The 19,411-nt window shown below is 68.6% G+C and carries 17 protein-coding genes; 8 read left to right on the top strand and 9 right to left on the bottom strand.

Features of this window, described 5'->3' with window-relative positions:
- Position 1: 1 nt before the first annotated feature.
- The 4 genes from A605_RS07750 to tkt form a co-directional block, all read right to left on the bottom strand.
- The gene (locus A605_RS07750; RefSeq protein ID WP_015400950.1) at positions 2–934 is read right to left on the bottom strand and encodes a glucose-6-phosphate dehydrogenase assembly protein OpcA; all 933 of its coding nucleotides are present in this window, start codon (positions 932–934) and stop codon (positions 2–4) included.
- Positions 935–1,001: 67 nt separating this feature from the next.
- A complete protein-coding gene (zwf, locus tag A605_RS07745; RefSeq protein ID WP_034990173.1) occupies positions 1,002–2,540 on the bottom strand; it encodes a glucose-6-phosphate dehydrogenase in 1,539 nt (512 codons plus the stop codon).
- A 75-nt stretch (positions 2,541–2,615) separates the two neighbouring features.
- Positions 2,616–3,698 carry a transaldolase gene (tal, locus tag A605_RS07740; RefSeq protein WP_015400948.1) on the bottom strand — a complete coding sequence of 361 codons (1,083 nt, stop codon included), beginning with the start codon at positions 3,696–3,698 and terminating at the stop codon, positions 2,616–2,618.
- Positions 3,699–3,741: 43 nt separating this feature from the next.
- Entirely contained in the window at positions 3,742–5,838 is a 2,097-nt protein-coding gene (gene tkt / locus A605_RS07735; RefSeq protein WP_015400947.1) for a transketolase, read from the bottom strand.
- Positions 5,839–6,258: 420 nt separating this feature from the next.
- Here tkt and A605_RS07730 point away from each other — a divergent pair, with 420 nt between their 5' ends.
- Positions 6,259–7,191, top strand: a complete 933-nt coding sequence (locus tag A605_RS07730) for a heme o synthase (protein ID WP_015400946.1) — start codon at positions 6,259–6,261, stop codon at positions 7,189–7,191.
- 92 nt (positions 7,192–7,283) lie between these two features.
- On the opposite strand, the gene A605_RS07725 is transcribed toward A605_RS07730, so the two are convergent.
- From A605_RS07725 to mptB, 5 genes are all read right to left on the bottom strand, one after another.
- Positions 7,284–8,249, bottom strand: a complete 966-nt coding sequence (locus A605_RS07725) for a quinone oxidoreductase family protein (RefSeq protein WP_015400945.1) — start codon at positions 8,247–8,249, stop codon at positions 7,284–7,286.
- Between the two features lie 63 nt (positions 8,250–8,312).
- Complete coding sequence (locus tag A605_RS07720) at positions 8,313–9,362, bottom strand: COX15/CtaA family protein (protein ID WP_015400944.1); 1,050 nt, start codon at positions 9,360–9,362, stop codon at positions 8,313–8,315.
- Between the two features lie 92 nt (positions 9,363–9,454).
- Positions 9,455–10,261, bottom strand: coding sequence for an ABC transporter permease (locus A605_RS07715; RefSeq protein WP_015400943.1), 807 nt, complete (start codon positions 10,259–10,261; stop codon positions 9,455–9,457).
- Positions 10,262–10,278: 17 nt separating this feature from the next.
- The gene (locus tag A605_RS07710) at positions 10,279–11,250 is read right to left on the bottom strand and encodes an ABC transporter ATP-binding protein (RefSeq protein WP_015400942.1); all 972 of its coding nucleotides are present in this window, start codon (positions 11,248–11,250) and stop codon (positions 10,279–10,281) included.
- 6 nt (positions 11,251–11,256) lie between these two features.
- Positions 11,257–12,960, bottom strand: coding sequence for a polyprenol phosphomannose-dependent alpha 1,6 mannosyltransferase MptB (mptB, locus tag A605_RS07705; RefSeq protein WP_015400941.1), 1,704 nt, complete (start codon positions 12,958–12,960; stop codon positions 11,257–11,259).
- A 160-nt stretch (positions 12,961–13,120) separates the two neighbouring features.
- Between mptB and A605_RS07700 the strand changes: the two genes are divergently transcribed.
- From A605_RS07700 to A605_RS07670, 7 genes are read left to right on the top strand one after another with little or no spacing between them, the layout of a single operon-like run.
- Positions 13,121–13,843 (top strand): helix-turn-helix transcriptional regulator, encoded by a 723-nt coding sequence (locus A605_RS07700; protein WP_015400940.1) that lies wholly within the window; start codon positions 13,121–13,123, stop codon positions 13,841–13,843.
- A complete protein-coding gene (sufB, locus tag A605_RS07695; RefSeq protein WP_015400939.1) occupies positions 13,840–15,285 on the top strand; it encodes a Fe-S cluster assembly protein SufB in 1,446 nt (481 codons plus the stop codon). Before A605_RS07700 ends, sufB begins: the two co-directional genes overlap by 4 nt.
- 5 nt (positions 15,286–15,290) lie before the next feature.
- On the top strand, positions 15,291–16,475 hold the full coding sequence (gene sufD, locus A605_RS07690; RefSeq protein WP_015400938.1) for a Fe-S cluster assembly protein SufD: 1,185 nt from the start codon (positions 15,291–15,293) through the stop codon (positions 16,473–16,475).
- A gap of 53 nt (positions 16,476–16,528) precedes the next feature.
- Positions 16,529–17,284 (top strand): Fe-S cluster assembly ATPase SufC, encoded by a 756-nt coding sequence (gene sufC / locus A605_RS07685; RefSeq protein WP_015400937.1) that lies wholly within the window; start codon positions 16,529–16,531, stop codon positions 17,282–17,284.
- Positions 17,284–18,549, top strand: a complete 1,266-nt coding sequence (locus A605_RS07680) for a cysteine desulfurase (RefSeq protein ID WP_015400936.1) — start codon at positions 17,284–17,286, stop codon at positions 18,547–18,549. The genes sufC and A605_RS07680 overlap by 1 nt, the downstream gene beginning before the upstream one ends.
- Entirely contained in the window at positions 18,550–19,005 is a 456-nt protein-coding gene (sufU, locus tag A605_RS07675) for a Fe-S cluster assembly sulfur transfer protein SufU (RefSeq protein ID WP_015400935.1), read from the top strand.
- Entirely contained in the window at positions 19,002–19,400 is a 399-nt protein-coding gene (locus A605_RS07670; RefSeq protein ID WP_015400934.1) for a metal-sulfur cluster assembly factor, read from the top strand. Before sufU ends, A605_RS07670 begins: the two co-directional genes overlap by 4 nt.
- Positions 19,401–19,411 lie beyond the last annotated feature (11 nt).

The following is a 19,411-nucleotide window of genomic DNA, read 5'->3' as shown; positions in this document are numbered from 1 at the left end:
GTCAGGATCGGTGGGTGACGCGGTTCAACGCGCGCAACGCCTGCGCGTAGGCGGTGTCGGGATCCAGGTGGCGCAGCTCCTCCGAGAGGCACTCGGAGTCGGAGCGCACGCTCATGGCCACCAGGGACTCGGGCCGGCCCGGCAGCGTCACCTGCACCGTGCGGTGGTCGATGACGTCCACCTTCAGTGGACCCGGGGCGCGGTTGAACCGCAGGGAGCGGATCGGGAAGAGCGTCGGATCCTCGGCCGGCTCGCAGTCCTCACGGATGATCTCGACGCCGAGGCGGTCGGCGAGCCAGCCGGCGGCGATGTCGACACTGGGGTCCTCGGGCGGGCCGACCAGCGTGGCCGACTCCACGGCCCCGTGCGGGTGCTGGTCGAGCGAGGAGGCGACGATGCCGCGCCAGGCGGTGATCCGCGACCACATCATGTCGGAGTCACCCGGGGTGTACGCGGCGCGCAGGCGGTCGAGGATGTCCTCCCCGCCGTCGCGCTGGGCGTTGGTGATGCGGCGCTGGGAGAGACGCCCGAGCGGGTGCGCGGAAGGGTTCTCCGGGGCCTCGGTCGGCCACCACGTCACGATCGGGGTGTCGGGCAGCAGCAGGGGAGTGACCACCGACTCCAGGTGCCCCGCGAGCTCACCGGAGACCCGCATGATGACCATCTCGGAGGCGCCGGCGTCACCGCCCACGCGCACCTCGGCGTCGAGCTGCGCCTTCCCCGAGGTCTCCCCGGTGATGAACACCAGGACGCGGGCCGGGTGCTCGTGCGAGGCCCCCCGGGCAGCGGAGATGATGGCGTCGACGTTGTCGTTGAGGTTCGCGGCGACGATGAGGGTGAGCACCCGCCCGGTGGTGCGCGAGTTCTGTTCCCGGGCCTCGAGCAGGCTCGCGGCGACCTCCCGGGAGTCGGTGTCCGGCAGCGTGATGATCATGGAGGGCCTTTCCGCTTGACGTGGGGGGCGGTACTGATTCGGTGGGGTGAGGGGGACGGGGCGCGGGTCAGGGGCGGCGCCAGGTCCGTCCGTCGCGTTCGAGCATCCGGTCGGCGCTGATCGGGCCCCAGGTGCCGGCCGCGTAGTCCTCGGGGCGACCGTGGTCGGCCCAGTACTCGAGAATCGGGTCCAGGATCGCCCAGGACAGTTCCACCTCCTCGTTGGTGGGGAACAGGCTCGACTCGTCGAGCAGCGCATCGAGGATCAGTCGCTCATAGGCCTCGGGCGAGGCCTCAGTGAACGCCTCCGAGTAGGAGAAGTCCATGTTGACGTCGCGGACCTCCATCGTCGAACCCGGCACCTTCGAACCGAAGCGCATGAGCACGCCCTCATCGGGCTGGATGCGGATGACCACGGCGTTTTGGCCGAGCGCCCGGGTCTGGCCCTCGCCGAAGGGCTGGTGGGGCGCCTCCTTGAACACCAGCGCGATCTCCGTGACGCGACGACCGAGGCGCTTGCCGGTGCGCAGGTAGAAGGGCACCCCCGCCCAGCGGCGGGAGTTGATCTCCAGGGTGCAGGCGGCGAAGGTCTCGGTGGTGGACTCGGGGTCGAAGCCCTCCTCCTCGCGCAGGCCCTTGACGTGGTGCGAGCCCTGCCAGCCGGCGGTGTACTGGCCGCGGGCGGTCGTCGTGCTCAGCGGGTAGCTGGGCCTGGTGGCACGCAGCACCTTGACCTTCTCCGCCTGCAGCTCGGTCGGCGAGAAGGAGACGGGCTCCTCCATGGCCACGAGCGCGAGCAGCTGGATCAGGTGGTTCTGCATGACGTCCCGGGCCGCACCGATGCCATCGTAGTAGCCGGCGCGCCCACCCAGGCCGATGTCCTCAGCCATGGTGATCTGGACGTGGTCGACGTAGTGGGCGCTCCACAGCGGGTCGAACAGCTGGTTGGCGAAGCGCAGGGCGAGGATGTTCTGCACCGTCTCCTTGCCCAGGTAGTGGTCGATGCGGAACACCGACTCCTCCGGAAAGACGGCGTTGACCAGCTGGTTGAGCTCGCGGGCGGTCTCCTGGTCGTGGCCGAAGGGCTTCTCGATGATCACGCGGCGCCACGAATCGCCCTCGGCCTCGGCCATGCCGGAGCGCTCGAGCTGATGGCAGACGTCGGAGAAGTAGTCCGGCGGAACAGAGAGGTAGTACGCCCAGTTTCCGCCCGTGCCGCGGGTGACGTCCATCTCCGCCAGCATGGCCGAGAGCCGGTCGAAGCCCTCGTCGTCGAAATTGCCCTCGACGAAATGCATGCCCTCGGCCAGGCGCTCCCAGACGTGCTCGCGCATCTTCGTGCGCGCGCCGCCCGAGACCGCCTCGTAGACGTAGTCCTCGAACTCCCGCTTGCTCCAGGAGCGACGCCCGTAGCCGATGAGGGTGAACCCGGCGGGCAGCAGGCCGCGGTTGGCGAGATCGTAGATCGCCGGCAGCAGCTTCCTGCGGGCAAGATCGCCGGTCACGCCGAAGATCACCATGCCGGAGGGGCCGGCGATCCGCGGCAGGCGTTTGTCCTGCACATCGCGCAGCGGGTTGACCCAGGTGCGGTTATCGGTCACGGGCATCAGAAGGAGAGCCTTTCTGGGCGGGTACGGGGTCCTTGAGGAGGATGGTGCGGGCTGTGGCCCGCGCTGTCGAATCTACTGAAGTTGGGTCTTCATGGACTCGAGCAGCTCATTCCAGGAGGTGACGAACTTTTCGACGCCCTCGCGCTCGAGGACGGCGAAGACGTCCTCGAGATCGATTCCGACGGCGACCAGCTGCTCGAAGACGCGCTCGGCCTCCTCGACGGTGCCGGTCAGAGTGTCACCGTGGAGGCCGCCCTGCTCGAGCACGGCGTCGATGGTCTTCTCCGGCATGGTGTTGACGGTGTCCGGGCCGGCCAGCTCGGAGACGTACATGGTCGCCGCGTAGTCCGGGTTCTTCACGCCGGTCGACGCCCACAGCGGGCGCTGTACGTTCGCGTCCTCGGGCAGGTCGTCCCGGCCGAAGAGCTCCTGGAAGACCGCGTAGGCGCGGCGGGCGTTGGCGATGCCGGCCTTTCCGCGCAGGGCCAGGGCCTCCTCGGAGCCGATCTCCTCGAGGCGACGGTCGATCTCGGTGTCGACGCGGGAGACGAAGAAGGAGGCCACCGAGTGGATGCGGGAGACGTCGTGGCCGTTGTCCGCGGCGCGTTTGACGCCCTCGCGGTAGGCGGCGATGACCGCGCGGTAGCGGGCCACCGAGAAGATCAGCGTCACGTTGACGTTGATGCCCTCGGCCAGGGCGTCGGTGATCGCCGGAATGGACTCCGGGGTGGCCGGGATCTTGATCATCACGTTGGGACGGTCCACCTTGGCCCACAGCTCGCGGGCCTGGGCCAGGGTGGCGTCGTGGTCGAGGGACAGGCGTGGGTCCACCTCGATGGACACGCGGCCGTCGCGACCGTTGGTGGATTCGTGGACGGGGGCGAGAATGTCGCAGGCGTCGCGGACGTCGTCGATCATCATCGCGTAGACACCGTCGTCGAGGCCGGCGCCCTTGTCCTTGAGTTCCGCGATCTGCTCATCGTAGGCGGTGCCGGAGGACATCGCGGTGGCGAAGATCGTCGGGTTGGTGGTCACGCCGACGATCGACTTGGTGTCGAGGAGCTCGGCGAGGTTGCCGGAGGTGATGCGGTTGCGGGACAGGTCGTCGAGCCAGGTGGAGGTACCCAGCTCAGCGAGGTCGTCGATGTAGGTCATGGGAGGTGTCCTAACTTGATCCGGAGGGATGGGGGAGGGGCTGCTACTGGGCGGCCAGGGAGTCCTTCGCGGCGGCGACGACGGCCGCGGTGGTCAGGCCGAACTCCTCGAAGAGCTTCTGGTAGGAGGCGGAGGCACCGAAGTGCTCGAGCGAGACCGCGCGGCCGCGGTCACCGATCCAGCGGTACCACGGCAGGGCCAGGCCCGCCTCCACGGAGACGCGGGCGGTGACCTCCTTCGGGAGAACCGACTCGATGTACTCGGCGTCCTGCTCGGCGAACCAGTCCAGGCAGGGGACGGAGACGACGCGGGCGGCGGTGCCCTCGTCCTCGAGGACCTTGGCGGCCTCCACGGCCATCTGCACCTCGGAGCCGGTGGCCATCAGGATGACGTCCGGGGTCTCCTTGGAACCCTCGACGAGGACGTAGGCGCCGCGGCGCACGCCCTCGGCGGCCTTCTCCTTCGTGCCCTCCAGGACGGGGACGTTCTGGCGGGTCAGGGCCAGGCCCTTCGGGCCCTGCTTGTACTCCAGGGCGGCGGCCCAGGCCTGGGCGGTCTCGTTGGCGTCGGCCGGACGCAGCATCGACATGTCCGGGATGGCGCGCAGGGCGGCCAGCTGCTCCACCGGCTGGTGGGTCGGGCCGTCCTCGCCCAGGCCGATGGAGTCGTGGGTCCACACGTAGTAGGCGTCGGTGCCCTGCAGGGCGGCCAGACGCACGGCGGGGCGCATGTAGTCCGAGAAGATCAGGAAGGTGCCGGCGTAGGGGCGGGTGCCGCCGTGGAGGGCGATGCCGTTCATGATCGCGCCCATGGCGTGCTCGCGCACCCCGAAGTGCAGGTTGCGGCCGTAGGGCTCGGCGGACCAGGTGTCCGTGCTGATGGTCTCGGGGCCGAAGGAGGGGGAGTCCTTGATCACGGTGTTGTTGGAGCCGGCCAGGTCGGCGGAACCGCCCCACAGCTCCGGCAGGGTCTTACCCAGGGCCTGGAGGGTCGCCTCCGAGGCCTTGCGGGTGGCCAGGCCCTTGGCGTCCGGCTCCCAGGTGGGCAGCTCGGCGGCGAAGTCCTCCGGCAGCTCGCGGTTCTCCAGTCGCTGGTGGAGGGTGTGGGCCTCCGGGTTGGCCTTCGCCCACGCGTCGTACTTCTCCTGCCAGTCGGCGTGCTTTTGTGCCCCGCGCTCGACCAGGGAGCGGGTGTGGGTGAGGACCTCGTCGTCGACCTGGAAATGCTGCTCCGGGTCGAAGCCCAGCTCCCGCTTGGTGGCGGCGACCTCTTCCTCGCCGAGGGCGGAGCCGTGGGAGGCGCCGGTGTTCATGGCGTTGGGGGCCGGGTAGGCGATGACGGTGCGCAGGCGGATGAAGGTCGGTCGGTCGGTGACGGACTTCGCCTCGGCGACGGCCTCCTCGATGGCCACGACGTCCTCGCCGCCCTCGATCTCGATGGTGTGCCAACCGTAGGCGCGGTAGCGCGCGACGACGTCCTCGTTGAAGGCGATGGCCGTGTCGTCCTCGATGGAGATGCGGTTGTCGTCCCAGAAGACGATCAGGTTGCCCAGCTGCTGCGTTCCGGCCAGCGACGACGCCTCGGAGGTCACGCCCTCCTGCAGGTCGCCGTCGGAGGCGATGACGTAGACGTGGTGGTCGAAGGGCGACTCGCCCGGGGCGGCCTCCGGATCGAACAGGCCGCGCTCACGACGGGCGGCCATGGCCATGCCCACGGCGGAGGCCAGCCCCTGGCCCAGCGGGCCGGTGGTGATCTCGACGCCGTCGGTGTGGCCGTACTCCGGGTGGCCGGGGGTCAGCGAACCCCAGGTGCGCAGCGCCTTGAGATCGTCGAGCTCGAGACCGAAACCGCCCAGGAAGAGCTGGATGTACTGGGTCAGGGAGGTGTGGCCCGCGGAGAGGACGAAGCGGTCTCGGCCGGCCCAGTTGATGTCCTTCGGATTGTGGTTGAGGACCCGCTGGTAGAGCGTGTAGGCCAGCGGCGCCAGGGCCATCGCGGTGCCGGGGTGACCGGAACCGCACTTCTGGACGGCATCGGCGGCCAGCACGCGGACCGTGTCCACGGCGCGCGTGTCGGTGTCGGTCCAGTCGGAGGGGTAGCGGCGCTCGGTCAGGGCCTGCAGTTCGGGCGACAAAGTCACGGTGATTGTCCTCACTTCGGGGTCGGGAGCGGGAGACCGCCGACCGGCGCGGTGAAAAACCGCCTCGCCGACGGGCCTCGTCCCCGTCCACCTTAGTGACTCCAGACGGACCCATGACGCTCGGCGTGCACTGGATCACCATAACCTCCCGCTGACCTCACAGTGCCACGGATCCTGGCGGGAGAACACCAGGAGCCATGCGGAGGGGATTATCGGGGGGAAGTGCCGGGGCGGTAGCATGGTGGGGCTGCTCCGTCCCGGATCCGGTTGCGCCGGCCGGGGAGCGACGGTCAGGCGCCCCCGGGAAAACCGTCGGGAACTTTCCACGCCCCGGAGCCGACCAGTCTCGTGGACGTATCCGCAATCTTCGCGGAGCCCCGTCGCCGCGACCCGATCACAAAGCTGTTGGAGGAATCTTCCTTGGAGACAATCAAGGCCTATATTGCGCTGACGAAGCCGAGGGTCATTGAGCTGCTCCTCGTCGCCACCATTCCGGCGATGCTGCAGGCCGCGCGCGGCGAGAACAATATCCTGCTCATCCTGCTCACCCTGGTGGGCGGTTGGATGGGTGCCGCGGCGGCGAACACGTTCAACATGGTGGCCGACTCCGACATCGACCAGAAGATGGGTCGCACCCGGGCCCGTCCGCTGGTCCGTCACACCGTCTCCAACCGGAACGCGACGATCTTCGCGTGGGTGATGCTCGTCGGCAGTTTCCTGTGGCTGTGGCTGCTGTGCAACTCCCTGCTCGCGGGCCTGTTCATCCTCCTGACCAACTGGTTCTACGCCGTCGTCTACACGAAGTGGCTCAAGCGCCGCACGTGGCAGAACGTCATCTGGGGAGGCGCGGCCGGCTGCATGCCGGTCGTCATCGGCTGGGCCGTGATCACGGACAACGCCCCCGAGGGCACCCCGGCCCAGTGGTGGCAGGCGATCGTCCTGTTCCTCATCATCTTCTTCTGGACCCCGCCGCACACCTGGGCGCTGGCCATGAAATACCGCGACGACTACGAGCGTGCCGGCGTGCCGATGCTCCCGGTCGTCCGCGAGCCCGCCGAGGTCACCCGCCAGATCGTCTGGTACACCTGGGCCACCGTCATCACCACCCTGCTGCTGGTCCCGGCCGCCTCCTGGATCTACCTCGTCGGCGCGGTCGCCGGCGGCGCGTACTTCCTGATCATGGCCCACAGCCTCCACCACGGAGTGCGCAGGGGCAAGGAGGTCAAACCCCTCAAGCTGTTCATCCTGTCGAACAACTACCTGGCCCTGGTCTTCGTGGCGCTGTCCGCCGACGCGGTCCTCGGCTGGGAGACCATCGGCTCGATGCTCGGCTGGACCACGACCTTCTTCTGAGCGGCCGCCGCAGTCATCCGGTAGCGCTGAAACACCGAAGCCCGGTTCCTCCACGACGGAGGGACCGGGCTTGCGCTTCAGTGCGGGCAGTTTCAGTCCGCCACCCGCAGCACGATGGAACCGGTGGTCTTCCGCCCCTGCAGGTCGCGGTGGGCCTGCTCGGCCTCCGCCAACGGGTAGGAACCGGAGATCCGGAAGTTGAGGGTGCCGTCGACGATCGCCTGGGTCACCGCCTGGGCACGCAGCCGAAACTCGCCCTCGCCGGCGGTCCAGGCGCCCAGGGAGGGACGGGTGAGGAAGATCGAGCCGTGGGTGTTGAGCAGCTGGGGGTCGAAGGGCTCGACGGGGCCGGAGGCCGCGCCGAAGAGGCAGACGGTGCCGCGGGGGCGCACGGCCTCCAGCGATTCGGCGAAGGTGTCCCTGCCGACGCCGTCGTAGACCACGTCGACGCCCATGCCACCGTTGCGGCGGCGGACGACCTCGGCGAGATTGTCGGAGTAGCGGAACACCTCTGCCGCGCCCGCCTCGAGGGCGAGCTGCTCCTTCTCGTCGGTGGAGACCACGGAGAAGACCCGGGCGCCCTTCGCGGCGGCCATCTGGGTCGCCAGCAGGCCCACGCCACCCGCGCCGGCGGTGATCAGGCAGGAGTCACCCTCCTGCAGATCGTGGACCCCGTGAGTGAGGAAGTGGGCGGTCATGCCCTGCAGGAGCATGGTGCCGGCGACCTCGGGGGAGATTTCCTCCGGCACGGCGACGAGCCGGTCGCGGGGGACGCAGACCTGCTCGGCGTAGGAGCCGAAGGCGTCACACCAGGCGACGACGGTGCCCTCGGCGATCTCGCCCCGGGGATCGTGGAGCACCCGGCCGGTGCCCTCCAGGCCCGGCACAAAGGGCAGGGAGGCGTGGTAGACGCCCTCCCGGTAGTAGGTGTCGATGTAGTTGACTCCGGCGACCCGGACCTCGACGAGTACCTCGTCGGGGCTAGGGGTGGGGGTCGGGACGTCCTGCAGGCGCAGAACCTCCGGGCCGCCGGTCTCGGTGATCTGGATGGCCTTCATGGCCCCCAGGCTAGTGAAGTTGCCGCGGCACCGGAGGTGTTTCCGTCCACGTCGGGGGTGGCGTCAGGCGCGGGAGGCGGCCAGCCTGGCGTCGCCGACCGGGGAGCCGGTGGGGGAGGTGCCGGTCCCGCCCTCGCGTACGCGTCCGTGGGCGTAGAGGAAGGCGGAGAAGGCGACGACGACCGAGGACATCGCGATGTGGGCGGGCACCGTCCAGCGCGGGACGCCGAGGTAGAACTGGGTGAGGCCGATGGCCCACTGCACCACGATCATCGCGAGGAGAACCCAGGCGGTCCTCTTGGCGGCGTCACCGGCCTTGACCCGGTGGAGCAGGAAGGCGACGACCAGAGTGAACCCGAGGTAGATGTACATCGCCGCCGCGTGGATGTAGGTCATGATCCGCGTGTCGACCTCGAGACGGCCCTCCATACCGACGCCGGCGTCACCGGAGTGCGGCCCGGAGCCGGTGACCATGGTGCCGGTGACCAGGACGGCGGCCAGGCAGACGGCCGCCACGAAGGCCAGAATGCGGATGAGATCCGGGAACTGGCGGGTGGCTGTGCCGTCGTCGGGCTGGGCGATGCGGGTGTAGAGGATTGCGGCGATCCACACGAGGATCATCGAGGGCAGGAAGTGGATGGCGACGGCCCACCACTGCAGGTCGAGCAGGACGGACATACCGCCGATGACGGCCTGGACGATGACGCCGATACCGGAGACGAACGCGAGCGTCTTCAGCTCGGCGCGACGGCCAGCCTTGACCATGGCGATGAACACCAGCAGTGCCGCGGCAGCCACGACGAAGGTGAGCAGGCGGTTACCGAACTCGATGATCTGCTGGATCATCGGGGCGGCGCCGGCGACCGGGACGAGTGATCCATCATGGCAGTTGGGCCAGGTGTTGCAGCCCAGGCCGGAACCGGTGACGCGGACGATGGAGCCGGTCACGGTGATGCCGCCCTGGGCAATGAGCAGGAGCATCGCCAGGACGCGCTGCACGCGCAGGGTGGGGGTGTAGGAGCGGATGCGGGCCATGACGCCCTGCCCGCCCTGCGGCGGGGTGGAGGGGGCCTTCTGCGGGTCCGTGGAGCGGTCGGTCGCGGTGTCAGTCACGGCTTTCACCTTACCTTTCGAGAGTTGGAATCCAGAACCGTCGGTGCTGGTGGCACGTGGTCTTCGACACGGTGTGGACTGGGAGTCCCGGGTCAGGAGTCGAAGCGGAACCACCGCACGGCCGCGGCCGCGGCGACGACCACCCAACCGACGAGCACGAGCAGCTCCGTCCACGGGATCACCCCATCGAAGGACAGCGTCAGGCCGGATGCCAGGGCGACGGAGGGAACCAGGGTGTACCAGCCGGCCGCGTCGAGCCCCTGGGAGTAGAGCACCCAGCCGACGACGCCGACGAGAATCACCCAGATGAGGTTGGCCAGGGCCAGCACCAGTTCGGAGCTGAGGGTGCCACCCATCAGCAGGCCCAGGGCGGTGAAGCCCGTGACGCCGACCAGCAGGGTGAGCACGGCCAGCAGGACGCCGAGGGCGTCGGGCCGCCAGCCCAGCAGCAGCGCGGCCACCCCGAGGATGACGGTCTGCAGCGCCACCATGGCGAGTACGGCGATGATCTTGCCGACGATGATCGTCCACGCCGGCACCCCGGAGGCCCCGGTGCGCTTCAACGCCCCGTAGCGCCGGTCGAAGGCGAGCGAGATCGCCTGCCCGGTGAAACCGGCGCTGGTGGCGGCGATCGCCAGCACCATCGGGAAGATCTCGTTGATGCCCGTCCCGTCGCCGAGGACGGGCACGTTGGCCGCGACGACGAGCATGACGAGCGGGATGATGATGCTCAACAGCTGCTGCTCGCCGTGGCGCAGGAACAGGATCGTCTCGATGCGTCCCTGTGCGGCGACCATGCGGCCCGGAGCGGCCCGCCGCGGCGCGGGTGCGAAGGTGCCCGGGCGGAAGCGCTGGGCGGCGTCGGTGGTCGGTTCCTGTGACATGAATTCCTGTGGCATGGTTGGCATCGTGGGTCTCAGCTCCTCAGGCTCCGGCCGGTGAGGTCGAGGAAGACCTCTTCGAGGTTGCGGTGGGCGACGTCCAGCCGGCGCACCAGCACCCCCTGCTCGGCGGCCACGGACGTGAGGGCGGCGATCAGCTGCGGGGTGGCGGCCCCGGGGAGGCTGTAGTGCAGCGGGCGGGTGGCCTGGATGGCCGGTACCTCACCGCACACCCGGCCCAGCGCGGCGTCGGCACGCGGGGTGTCGAGCGGGACGTCGGTCTGGAAGGTCAGCCGGTCGGTGCCCCGGTCGTCGGCGGAGGTCAGCTCGGCCGGCGAGCCCTCGGCGACGACCGCGCCCCGGTCGATGATGACGATGTGGTCGGCCAGCGCCTCGGCCTCGTCCATCAGGTGGGTGGTCAGGATGACGGTGACCCCGTCGCGGCGTAGCGCGGCGATCAGCTCCCAGACCGCCAGGCGGGACTGGGCGTCCATGCCGGCGGTGGGTTCGTCGAGGAAGATCAGTTCGGGACGGCCGATCAACGCCAGGGCCAGCGAGAGCCGCTGCTGCTGGCCGCCCGAGAGCCGCCGGTAGGTGGTCCGGCGCACGCCCTCGAGCCCGAGCACCTCGATCAGCCAGTCGGGGTCGTGGGGGTTGTCGTTGTAGGCGGCGGCCAGCTGCAGCATCTCGCCGACCCGGATACCGGAGTAGGAGCCGCCGCCCTGGAGCATGATGCCGATGCGACGCCGCACCTGGTCGGGCTGAGTGGCCGGATCCAGGCCGAGGACGCGGATGTGGCCGGAGGTGGGCCGGACGAAGCCCTCGCACATTTCGATGGTGGTGGTCTTGCCGGCACCGTTGGGGCCCAGCAGGGAGAGCACCTGACCGCGCTGCGCCGTCAGGGTCAGCTGGTTGACGGCGGTCGTGGTGCCGAAGTTCTTCACGACGTCCCGGAGTTCCAGGGCCGGTTCGTCGCTGCGGCCGGATCCATCGAAAGTTGCAGTCACGGTGACTCAGTGTAGGCCAAGTACGCCGCGACGCCTCAACAGCCACCACCCGAGCGCGACCACGACGGCGAAGGTGACGGCAGAGCCGACGTAGATCGACACCACCGTCATCGGGGGCAGGGCGAGGCCGCGCGGCAGGACGAAGAAACTGAACGCGGCGGAGTACACGACCACGGCCATCCGGAAGACCAGGCGGTTGGCCCAGGCCGCCAGCGGGACGATCGCCCAGAGCATGTACCAGGGGTGGACGACGGGGAAGAGGATGACCAGCACGAAGGTGGCCACCCCCAGGCCCCCGACCGGGTGGATTGTGCCGCGGAACGTGGCGAAGAGCATGCGCACCAGGAAGCTGATGGCCACCAGCACGCCGACGGCGCGCGTGACGGTGAGGATGGCCGTGGTGTGGTCGCCGAGCCCGAGCAGCATGCCCAGCCAGCCGCCGATCACGCCGATGTCGGTGGTCACGGACATCCAGCTGCGGATGGTCGCGGCCCCGCCCTGGCCGGTGACCCACCCGAGACCGATGCCGGTCAGCGCGGAAACCGCGGCGACGGTGACCATCAGAAGGATGACCTGGACGATCACCGCGAAGGTGATGGCGGTGACGGCGCGCCGGCCCCGTTGCGCCAGGTGTCTGGCCAGGGCCATACCGACGAAGCCGAGAGCGAGGAAGCCGGTGACCTTCACCAGCCCGGCGCAGGTGATCAGCGCGCCTGACAAAGCGATCAGCCCCATCCCGGTCCGGCGGTCGGCGTCGTCCCGGTTGAGTGTGTCGACGCCGCGCAGACCGAGCTCCAGCCCGCCGAGCATCAGGCCGAGGAGGATTGATTCGTTGTGGATGCCGCCGATGAGGTGGAGGATGGCCAGGGGGTTGAGCACGCCCAGCCACAGGGCGGTGCCGGGGTTGACGCCACAGCGTCGGGCCAGGCGGGAAACCGCCCAGCCGGCGACGATCACCCCGACGAGGGAGACCAGCCGGTGGGCGAACACCCCGAGCACGATCGAGTCGGCGGTGACACGGCTGATCGCCGCGGCGATGCCGAGCGCCACCGGTCCGTAGGGCGAGGGGGAGTGGGACCAGATGAAGGGCACCGAGCGCGCCAGCGGGTCCTCCGGTCCCAGCAGGTCGACCGGGCCAGCGGCGTAGGGGTCCATTCCGCGGGCGACGATCGAGCCCTGCGCGAGGTAGGAGTAGATGTCCTGGGTGAACAGTGGGGCGGTGAACAGAATGGGCAGCACCCACGCGGCGAAGGTCCGGCGCAACAGTGCCGTCGAGACGGTGGGGCGCGGTGTCTCCCGGTGCCGCAGTGATGCCCCGGTGAAGGGGGCCATCAGCACCCAGGCCAGCACGAGAAGCCCGACGCCGACCAGGACGAGGATGGATGAGGTCTGCAGCATCCGGGCCATCAGCGAGCCCCCGGGGTAGGACTCGTAGGGATTACCGACGACCGGAAGGGCCCCCGCACCGAGGGCGCCCAGGGCGATCAGCAGGGCACCGCCGGTCCCGATCCAGCGCAGGAGCTGGAATCGCGTCAGTTCGCGGAAGCCCAGACCGGGGGTCCGGCCGGTGGGGCCGGGGGTGGGGTCCGTGTCGTGGGCGTCCCGGTCGCCGGCCCCCTGGTGCAGGGCCGCGGACCGGGAGCCCGCGGAGCCGAGCCGTGGCAGGTCCGAGATCAGGGCGCGCCAGAGCACCGGTCGTTCGCGTTTCACAAGGCCACATCCTACGCAGTACACCCATTAGACACGGAAAGCGCTCTGCGTTGGACACCTGGAATGAATTAGGGAACACTTGTGTTGTCGAAAGAGAGAAGTCTTCACGGAGGCTTTGAAGAAACGACGAACGCAACATGGGAGTCAGGAGGTGAGAGCAGTGGTTGACCACGGTTCGCGCACCACCCAGGGGACGGAGACCCGTCCCGTCGAGGGGGACACGCGCCGCCAGATCATGCTTCTACTGCTCAAGCACGGCCCGATCACCGCCTCGGAGCTCGGTGACCGGCTCGGCCTCTCGGCCGCAGGTGTGCGCAGACACCTGGACATTCTCGAGGAGGAGGACCTCGCCGAGGTTCTCCAGCGGCGGGCGCGCAACCGTCCCGGCACCGCCCCGAGCAGGGGACGGCCCGCCAAATCCTTCCGTCTCACCGACCGGGGGCGCGAACACTTCGGACACGCCTACGACAATCTCGCGGCGGAGGCCCTCGAGGCCCTCCGGGCGACCGGCGGCGACGAGGCCGTCCGGGAATTCGCGCGGCGCCGCATCGGACAGATCTTCGAGGGCGTCACCCCGGTCGCCGACGATGAGGCGGTCGAGGACACGGCCCGTGAACTGGCCGAGGCATTCGACCGGAACGGGTACGCGGCCACCGTGACCCGGGCCGGCACCGGAGTGCAGATCTGCCAGCACCACTGCCCGGTCTCGCAGGTCGCCGCGGAGCACCCGGAACTGTGCGAGGCCGAGCACGAGGCAATCTCCTCGCTGGTCGGTCTCCACGTCCAGCCGCTGGCGTCCATCGCGGACGGCCACGGCATCTGCACCACCAACATCCCCCTGACCCCCACCACGAACATTCCAGACGAAAGGAGCGGATCATGACCCAGGCTACAAACAGCGCCGGCGTCGAGACCCCGATGAACGATGAGCAGATCATTGAGTCCATCGGTCCGTACAACTATGGCTGGCACGACTCGGACGTCGCCGGCGCCTCCGCGCGCCGCGGTCTCAGCGAGGATGTCGTCCGCGACATCTCCGCGAAGAAGGACGAGCCCGAGTGGATGCTCGAGCAGCGCCTGAAGGCTCTGAACATCTTCGACAAGAAGCCCATGCCCAAGTGGGGTGCGGACCTCTCCGGCATCGACTTCGACACGATCAAGTACTTCGTCCGCTCCACCGAGCAGCAGGCCACCTCCTGGGAGGATCTGCCCGAGGACATCAAGAACACCTACGACAAGCTGGGCATCCCGGAGGCCGAGAAGCAGCGCCTCGTCGCCGGTGTGGCCGCACAGTACGAGTCCGAGGTCGTCTACCACCAGATCCGTGAGGACCTGGAGGAGAAGGGCGTCATCTTCGTCGACACCGACACCGCCCTCAAGGAGCACGAGGAGCTGTTCAAGGAGTACTTCGGCACGGTCATCCCGGCCGGCGACAACAAGTTCTCCGCGCTGAACACCTCCGTCTGGTCCGGTGGCTCCTTCATCTACGTTCCGCCGGGAGTCCACGTGGACATCCCGCTGCAGGCCTACTTCCGCATCAACACGGAGAACATGGGCCAGTTCGAACGCACGCTGATCATCGTCGACGAGGACGCCTACGTCCACTACGTCGAGGGCTGCACGGCCCCGATCTACAAGTCGGACTCCCTGCACTCCGCGGTCGTCGAGATCATCGTGAAGAAGGGTGGCCGCTGCCGCTACACCACCATCCAGAACTGGTCGAACAACGTCTACAACCTGGTGACCAAGCGCGCCAAGGCGGAAGAGGGCGCGACCATGGAGTGGGTCGACGGCAACATCGGCTCCAAGGTGACCATGAAGTACCCGGCCGTGTGGATGACCGGCCCGCACGCCCGTGGCGAGGTGCTCTCCGTCGCCTTCGCGGGCGAGGGACAGTTCCAGGACACCGGTGCCAAGATGACCCACATGGCCCCGTACACCTCCTCCAACGTGGTCTCCAAGTCGGTGGCCCGCGGCGGTGGACGCTCCGCCTACCGTGGTCTGATTCAGGTCAACGCGAACGCCCACCACTCGACCTCCCAGGTGGAGTGTGACGCCCTGCTGGTGGACAACATCTCGCGCTCGGACACCTACCCGTACAACGACATCCGCAACGACCACGTCGTTCTGGGGCACGAGGCGACCGTCTCCCAGGTCTCCCAGGAGCAGCTGTTCTATCTCATGAGCCGCGGCATCGCCGAGGAAGAGGCCATGGCCATGATCGTGCGCGGCTTCGTGGAGCCGATCGCCAAGGAGCTGCCGATGGAGTACGCCCTCGAGCTCAACCGACTGATCGAACTGCAGATGGAAGGATCGGTGGGATAACCCCAATGACGACCGCTACCGAACAGACCGTGAAGAACGCCACCCCCCACAACACCAAGGGTGACGTGTTCAGCTCCTTCGATGTCGAGGACTTCGACATCCCGCGCGGGCGCGACGAAGTCTGGCGCTTCGTCTCCCTGCGCCGTCTCCGTGGCCTGCACAACGGCACCTTCGCCGAGGCCGTCGAGCAGGACGTCACCGTCGACGTCCCGGGTGACGCCACCGGTGTGACCACCGAGACGCTGCAGCCCGGCGATGAGCGGCTCGGCCGCGCCGGCGCCCCGACCGACCGGGTCGCCGCCCAGGCCTGGACCTCCATGCCCTCGGCGCAGTACGTCGCGTTCGAGAAGGACTCCGTCAACGCTGAGCCGGTCACCGTGACCATCACGGGCAAGGGGGAGGGGGTCACCTCCTTCGGCGCCACGGTCATCGAGGTCGGCGACCACGCCGACGCCACTGTCGCGCTCCGGTACCGCGGCTCGGGCACCCACGCCGACAACGTCGAGTTCGTCATCGGTGACAACGCCCGGCTCACCGTGGTCGTCGACGCCGACTGGGAGAACGACGCCGTGCACCTGTCGGGTCAGCACGCCAGGCTCGGCCGGGACTCCGTCCTGCGCCACAACGTCGCCACCTTCGGTGGCGAGGTCGTCCGCATCGTCCCGCGCGTGAAGTTCACCGCCCCGGGCGGCGACGCGGAGCTGCTCGGCGTCTACTTCGCCGATGACGGCCAGTACTTCGAGAACCGCATGCTCGTCGACCACGCCGTCCCGAACTGCCGCTCCAACGTCATGTACAAGGGCGCACTCCAGGCGGACCCGGACTCGGACCGTCCCGAGGCCCGCACCTGCTGGGTCGGTGACGTCCTCATCCGCGCCAACGCCCAGAACACCGACACCTACGAGGTCAACCGCAACCTGCTGCTGACCGACGGTGCCCGCGCGGACGCCATCCCGAACCTGGAGATCGAGACCGGCGAGATCGCCGGCGCCGGCCACGCCGCCACCGTCGGCCGCTTCGACGACGAGCAGGTCTTCTACCTCATGGCCCGCGGTATCCCCGAGGCCGAGGCCCGCCGTCTGATCATCCGCGGCTTCTTCTCCGAGGTCATCAACCGCATCCCGGTCGAGTCCATCCGTGAGGAACTCGAGACGCGCGTCAGCACCGAGCTCGAGTCCGTCTCCGCCTAACCAACGTCGTCACGGCCCGCCCCGGCCGACCCGAATTTACCGAAAGAGTTTCTATGTCCATTCTCGAAATCAAGAACCTCCACGCCCAGGTCCTGCCGTCCAACGAGGCGGAGGAGCCGAAGCCGATCCTCAAGGGCGTCAACCTGACGATCAACTCCGGTGAGACCCACGCCGTCATGGGCCCGAACGGCTCCGGCAAGTCCACTCTGTCGTACGTGATCGCCGGGCACCCGCGTTACGAGGTGACCGACGGCGAGATCCTCCTCGACGGTGAGAACGTCCTCGAGATGGAGGTCGACGAGCGGGCCCGCGCCGGCCTGTTCCTGGCCATGCAGTACCCCACCGAGGTCCCGGGTGTGTCCTCCTCGAACTTCATGCGCTCCGCCGTGACCGCCATCCGCGGCGAGGCCCCGAAGCTGCGCGAGTGGGTCAAGGAGCTCAACACCGCGCGCGAGAGCCTGCAGATCGACAAGTCCTTCGGTGAGCGTTCCGTCAACGAGGGCTTCTCCGGCGGTGAGAAGAAGCGCCACGAGGTGCTCCAGCTCGACCTGCTCAAGCCGAAGTTCGCGATCATGGACGAGACCGACTCCGGCCTGGACGTCGACGCCCTGCGCATCGTCTCCGACGGCATCAACAGCTACCAGGAGGAGACCGGCGGCGGTATCCTGCTGATCACCCACTACAAGCGCATCCTCAACTACGTGCAGCCGGACTTCGTCCACGTCTTCGCGGACGGTAAAGTCGTCACCACCGGTGGCGCCGAGCTCGCCGATCAGCTCGAGGCCGACGGCTACGATCAGTTCCTGTGATGAGCGAATTCACCGCAGCAGACGGAACCCTGGACGTCGAGGCCATCCGCGCGCAGTTCCCGATTCTGCGGCGCACCGTCCGCGACGATCAGCCCCTGGTCTACCTGGACTCGGGTGCGACGTCGCAGCGCCCGGAGCGGGTGTGGCGCGCGGAGGAGAACTTCGTGCTCCACACCAACGCCCCGGTCCACCGCGGCGCGTACCAGATCGCGGAGGAGGCGACCGACGCCTACGAGTCCGCGCGCGAGAAGATCGCGGCCTTCGTGGGTGCGGAGGGCGACGAGATCGCCTTCGTCAAGAACGCGACGGAGGGCCTCAACCTCGTCGCTTACACTTTCGGCGACGACCGCGCGGGTGACCTGCGGGTCACCGAGGGTGACACCGTCGTGGTCACCGAGCTGGAGCACCACGCGAACCTGGTGCCGTGGCAGGAACTGTGCCGACGTACCGGGGCCACCCTCAAGTGGTACCGGGTGGACGACGACGGCCGCGTCGACCTCGATTCGCTTGAACTCGACGATACCGTCAAGGTCTTGGCCTTCACCCACCAGTCGAACGTGACCGGCACCGTCCTCGACGTCGATGAGCTGGTGCGCCGCGCGAAGGCCGTCGGCGCGGTCACGGTGCTGGACGCCTGCCAGTCCGTGCCGCACATGCCGGTGGACTTCCACGCCCTGGACGTCGACTTCGCGGCGTTCTCCGGGCACAAGATGTGCGGCCCCTCCGGGGTCGGCGTGGTCTACGGCAAGGATGGTCTGCTCGACAAGCTGCCGCCGTTCCTCACCGGCGGCAACATGATCGAGATCGTGACCATGGAGGGCTCGACCTACGCCCCGGCCCCGCAACGCTTCGAGGCCGGCACCCAGATGACCAGCCAGGTCGTCGGACTGGGCGCGGCCGTCGATTTCCTCAGCGAGGTCGGTATGGAGGCCATCCACGCCCACGAGCAGGATCTGACGGCCTATGCGCTCGAGCGCATGCAGACCGTCGAGGGCCTGCGCATCGTGGGGCCGAAGACCGCGGAGAACCGTGGTTCGGCCATCTCCTTCGACGTCGAGGGGATTCACCCCCACGACCTGGGGCAGGTGCTCGACGACCGGGGCGTGTGCATCCGGGTGGGCCACCACTGCGCCTGGCCGGTGCACCGCACCATGCAGGCGCAGGCCACGGCCCGGGCCAGTTTCTACCTGTACAACACACGCGCGGAGATCGACGCCCTCGTGGACGCGATCAACCACGCCCGGGAATTCTTCGGGGTGAGCTGAGTGAACCTGGAATCGATGTACCAGGAAGTGATCCTGGACCACTACAAGAACCCCCAGCACGCCGGCCTGCGTGACCCGTACGAGGCGGAGGTCCACCACGTCAACCCCTCCTGCGGTGACGAGCTGACGCTGCGGGTGCACCTGTCCGAGGACGGTGCCACCGTCGCCGACGTGTCATACGCGGCACAGGGCTGCTCGATCAGCCAGGCCTCGACCTCGGTCATGGCGGAGGAGGTCATCGGCCAGCCCGTCGAGCAGGCCATGGCCAAACTCGCCGGGTTCGAGAAGATGATCACCTCGCGCGGCAAGGAGGAGGGCGACGACGAGCTCATCGGCGACGGCATCGCCTTCGCGGGCGTGTCCAAGTACCCGGCACGGGTCAAGTGCGCCCTGCTGGGGTGGAAGGCCTTCCAGGCCGCGACCGCCGACGCACTCAACACTAGGGAGCAGAAATGACCGAAGAGAACCAGACCAGCTCCTCCAACTTCGAGGGAGCCAGCGAGCGCCCCACGCAGACCGAGGAGCAGATCGCCCTGGCCGCGGACGTCGAGGAGGTCATGCGTGACGTCATCGACCCCGAGCTGGGCATCAACGTCGTCGATCTCGGCCTCGTCTACGACATCTGGATCGAGGAGGACGAGGGCGAGGACGTCGCCGTCATCAACATGACCCTGACGTCGCCGGCCTGCCCGTTGACCGACGTCCTCGAGGACCAGGCCGAGTCCGCCGTGGTCGGCCAGGGTATCGCGGACAAGCTCGTCCTCAACTGGGTGTGGATGCCCCCGTGGGGCCCGCAGATGATCACCGAGGACGGCCGCGAGCAGCTGCGCGCCCTCGGGTTCGCGGTCTAGTCCGTACCCGG

The sequence above is a fragment of the Corynebacterium halotolerans YIM 70093 = DSM 44683 genome (genome assembly GCF_000341345.1).
Classification (GTDB): domain Bacteria; phylum Actinomycetota; class Actinomycetes; order Mycobacteriales; family Mycobacteriaceae; genus Corynebacterium; species Corynebacterium halotolerans.
The sequence above is the reverse complement of the archived record's forward strand: the minus strand, read 5'-3'. Positions and strand labels throughout refer to the sequence as shown.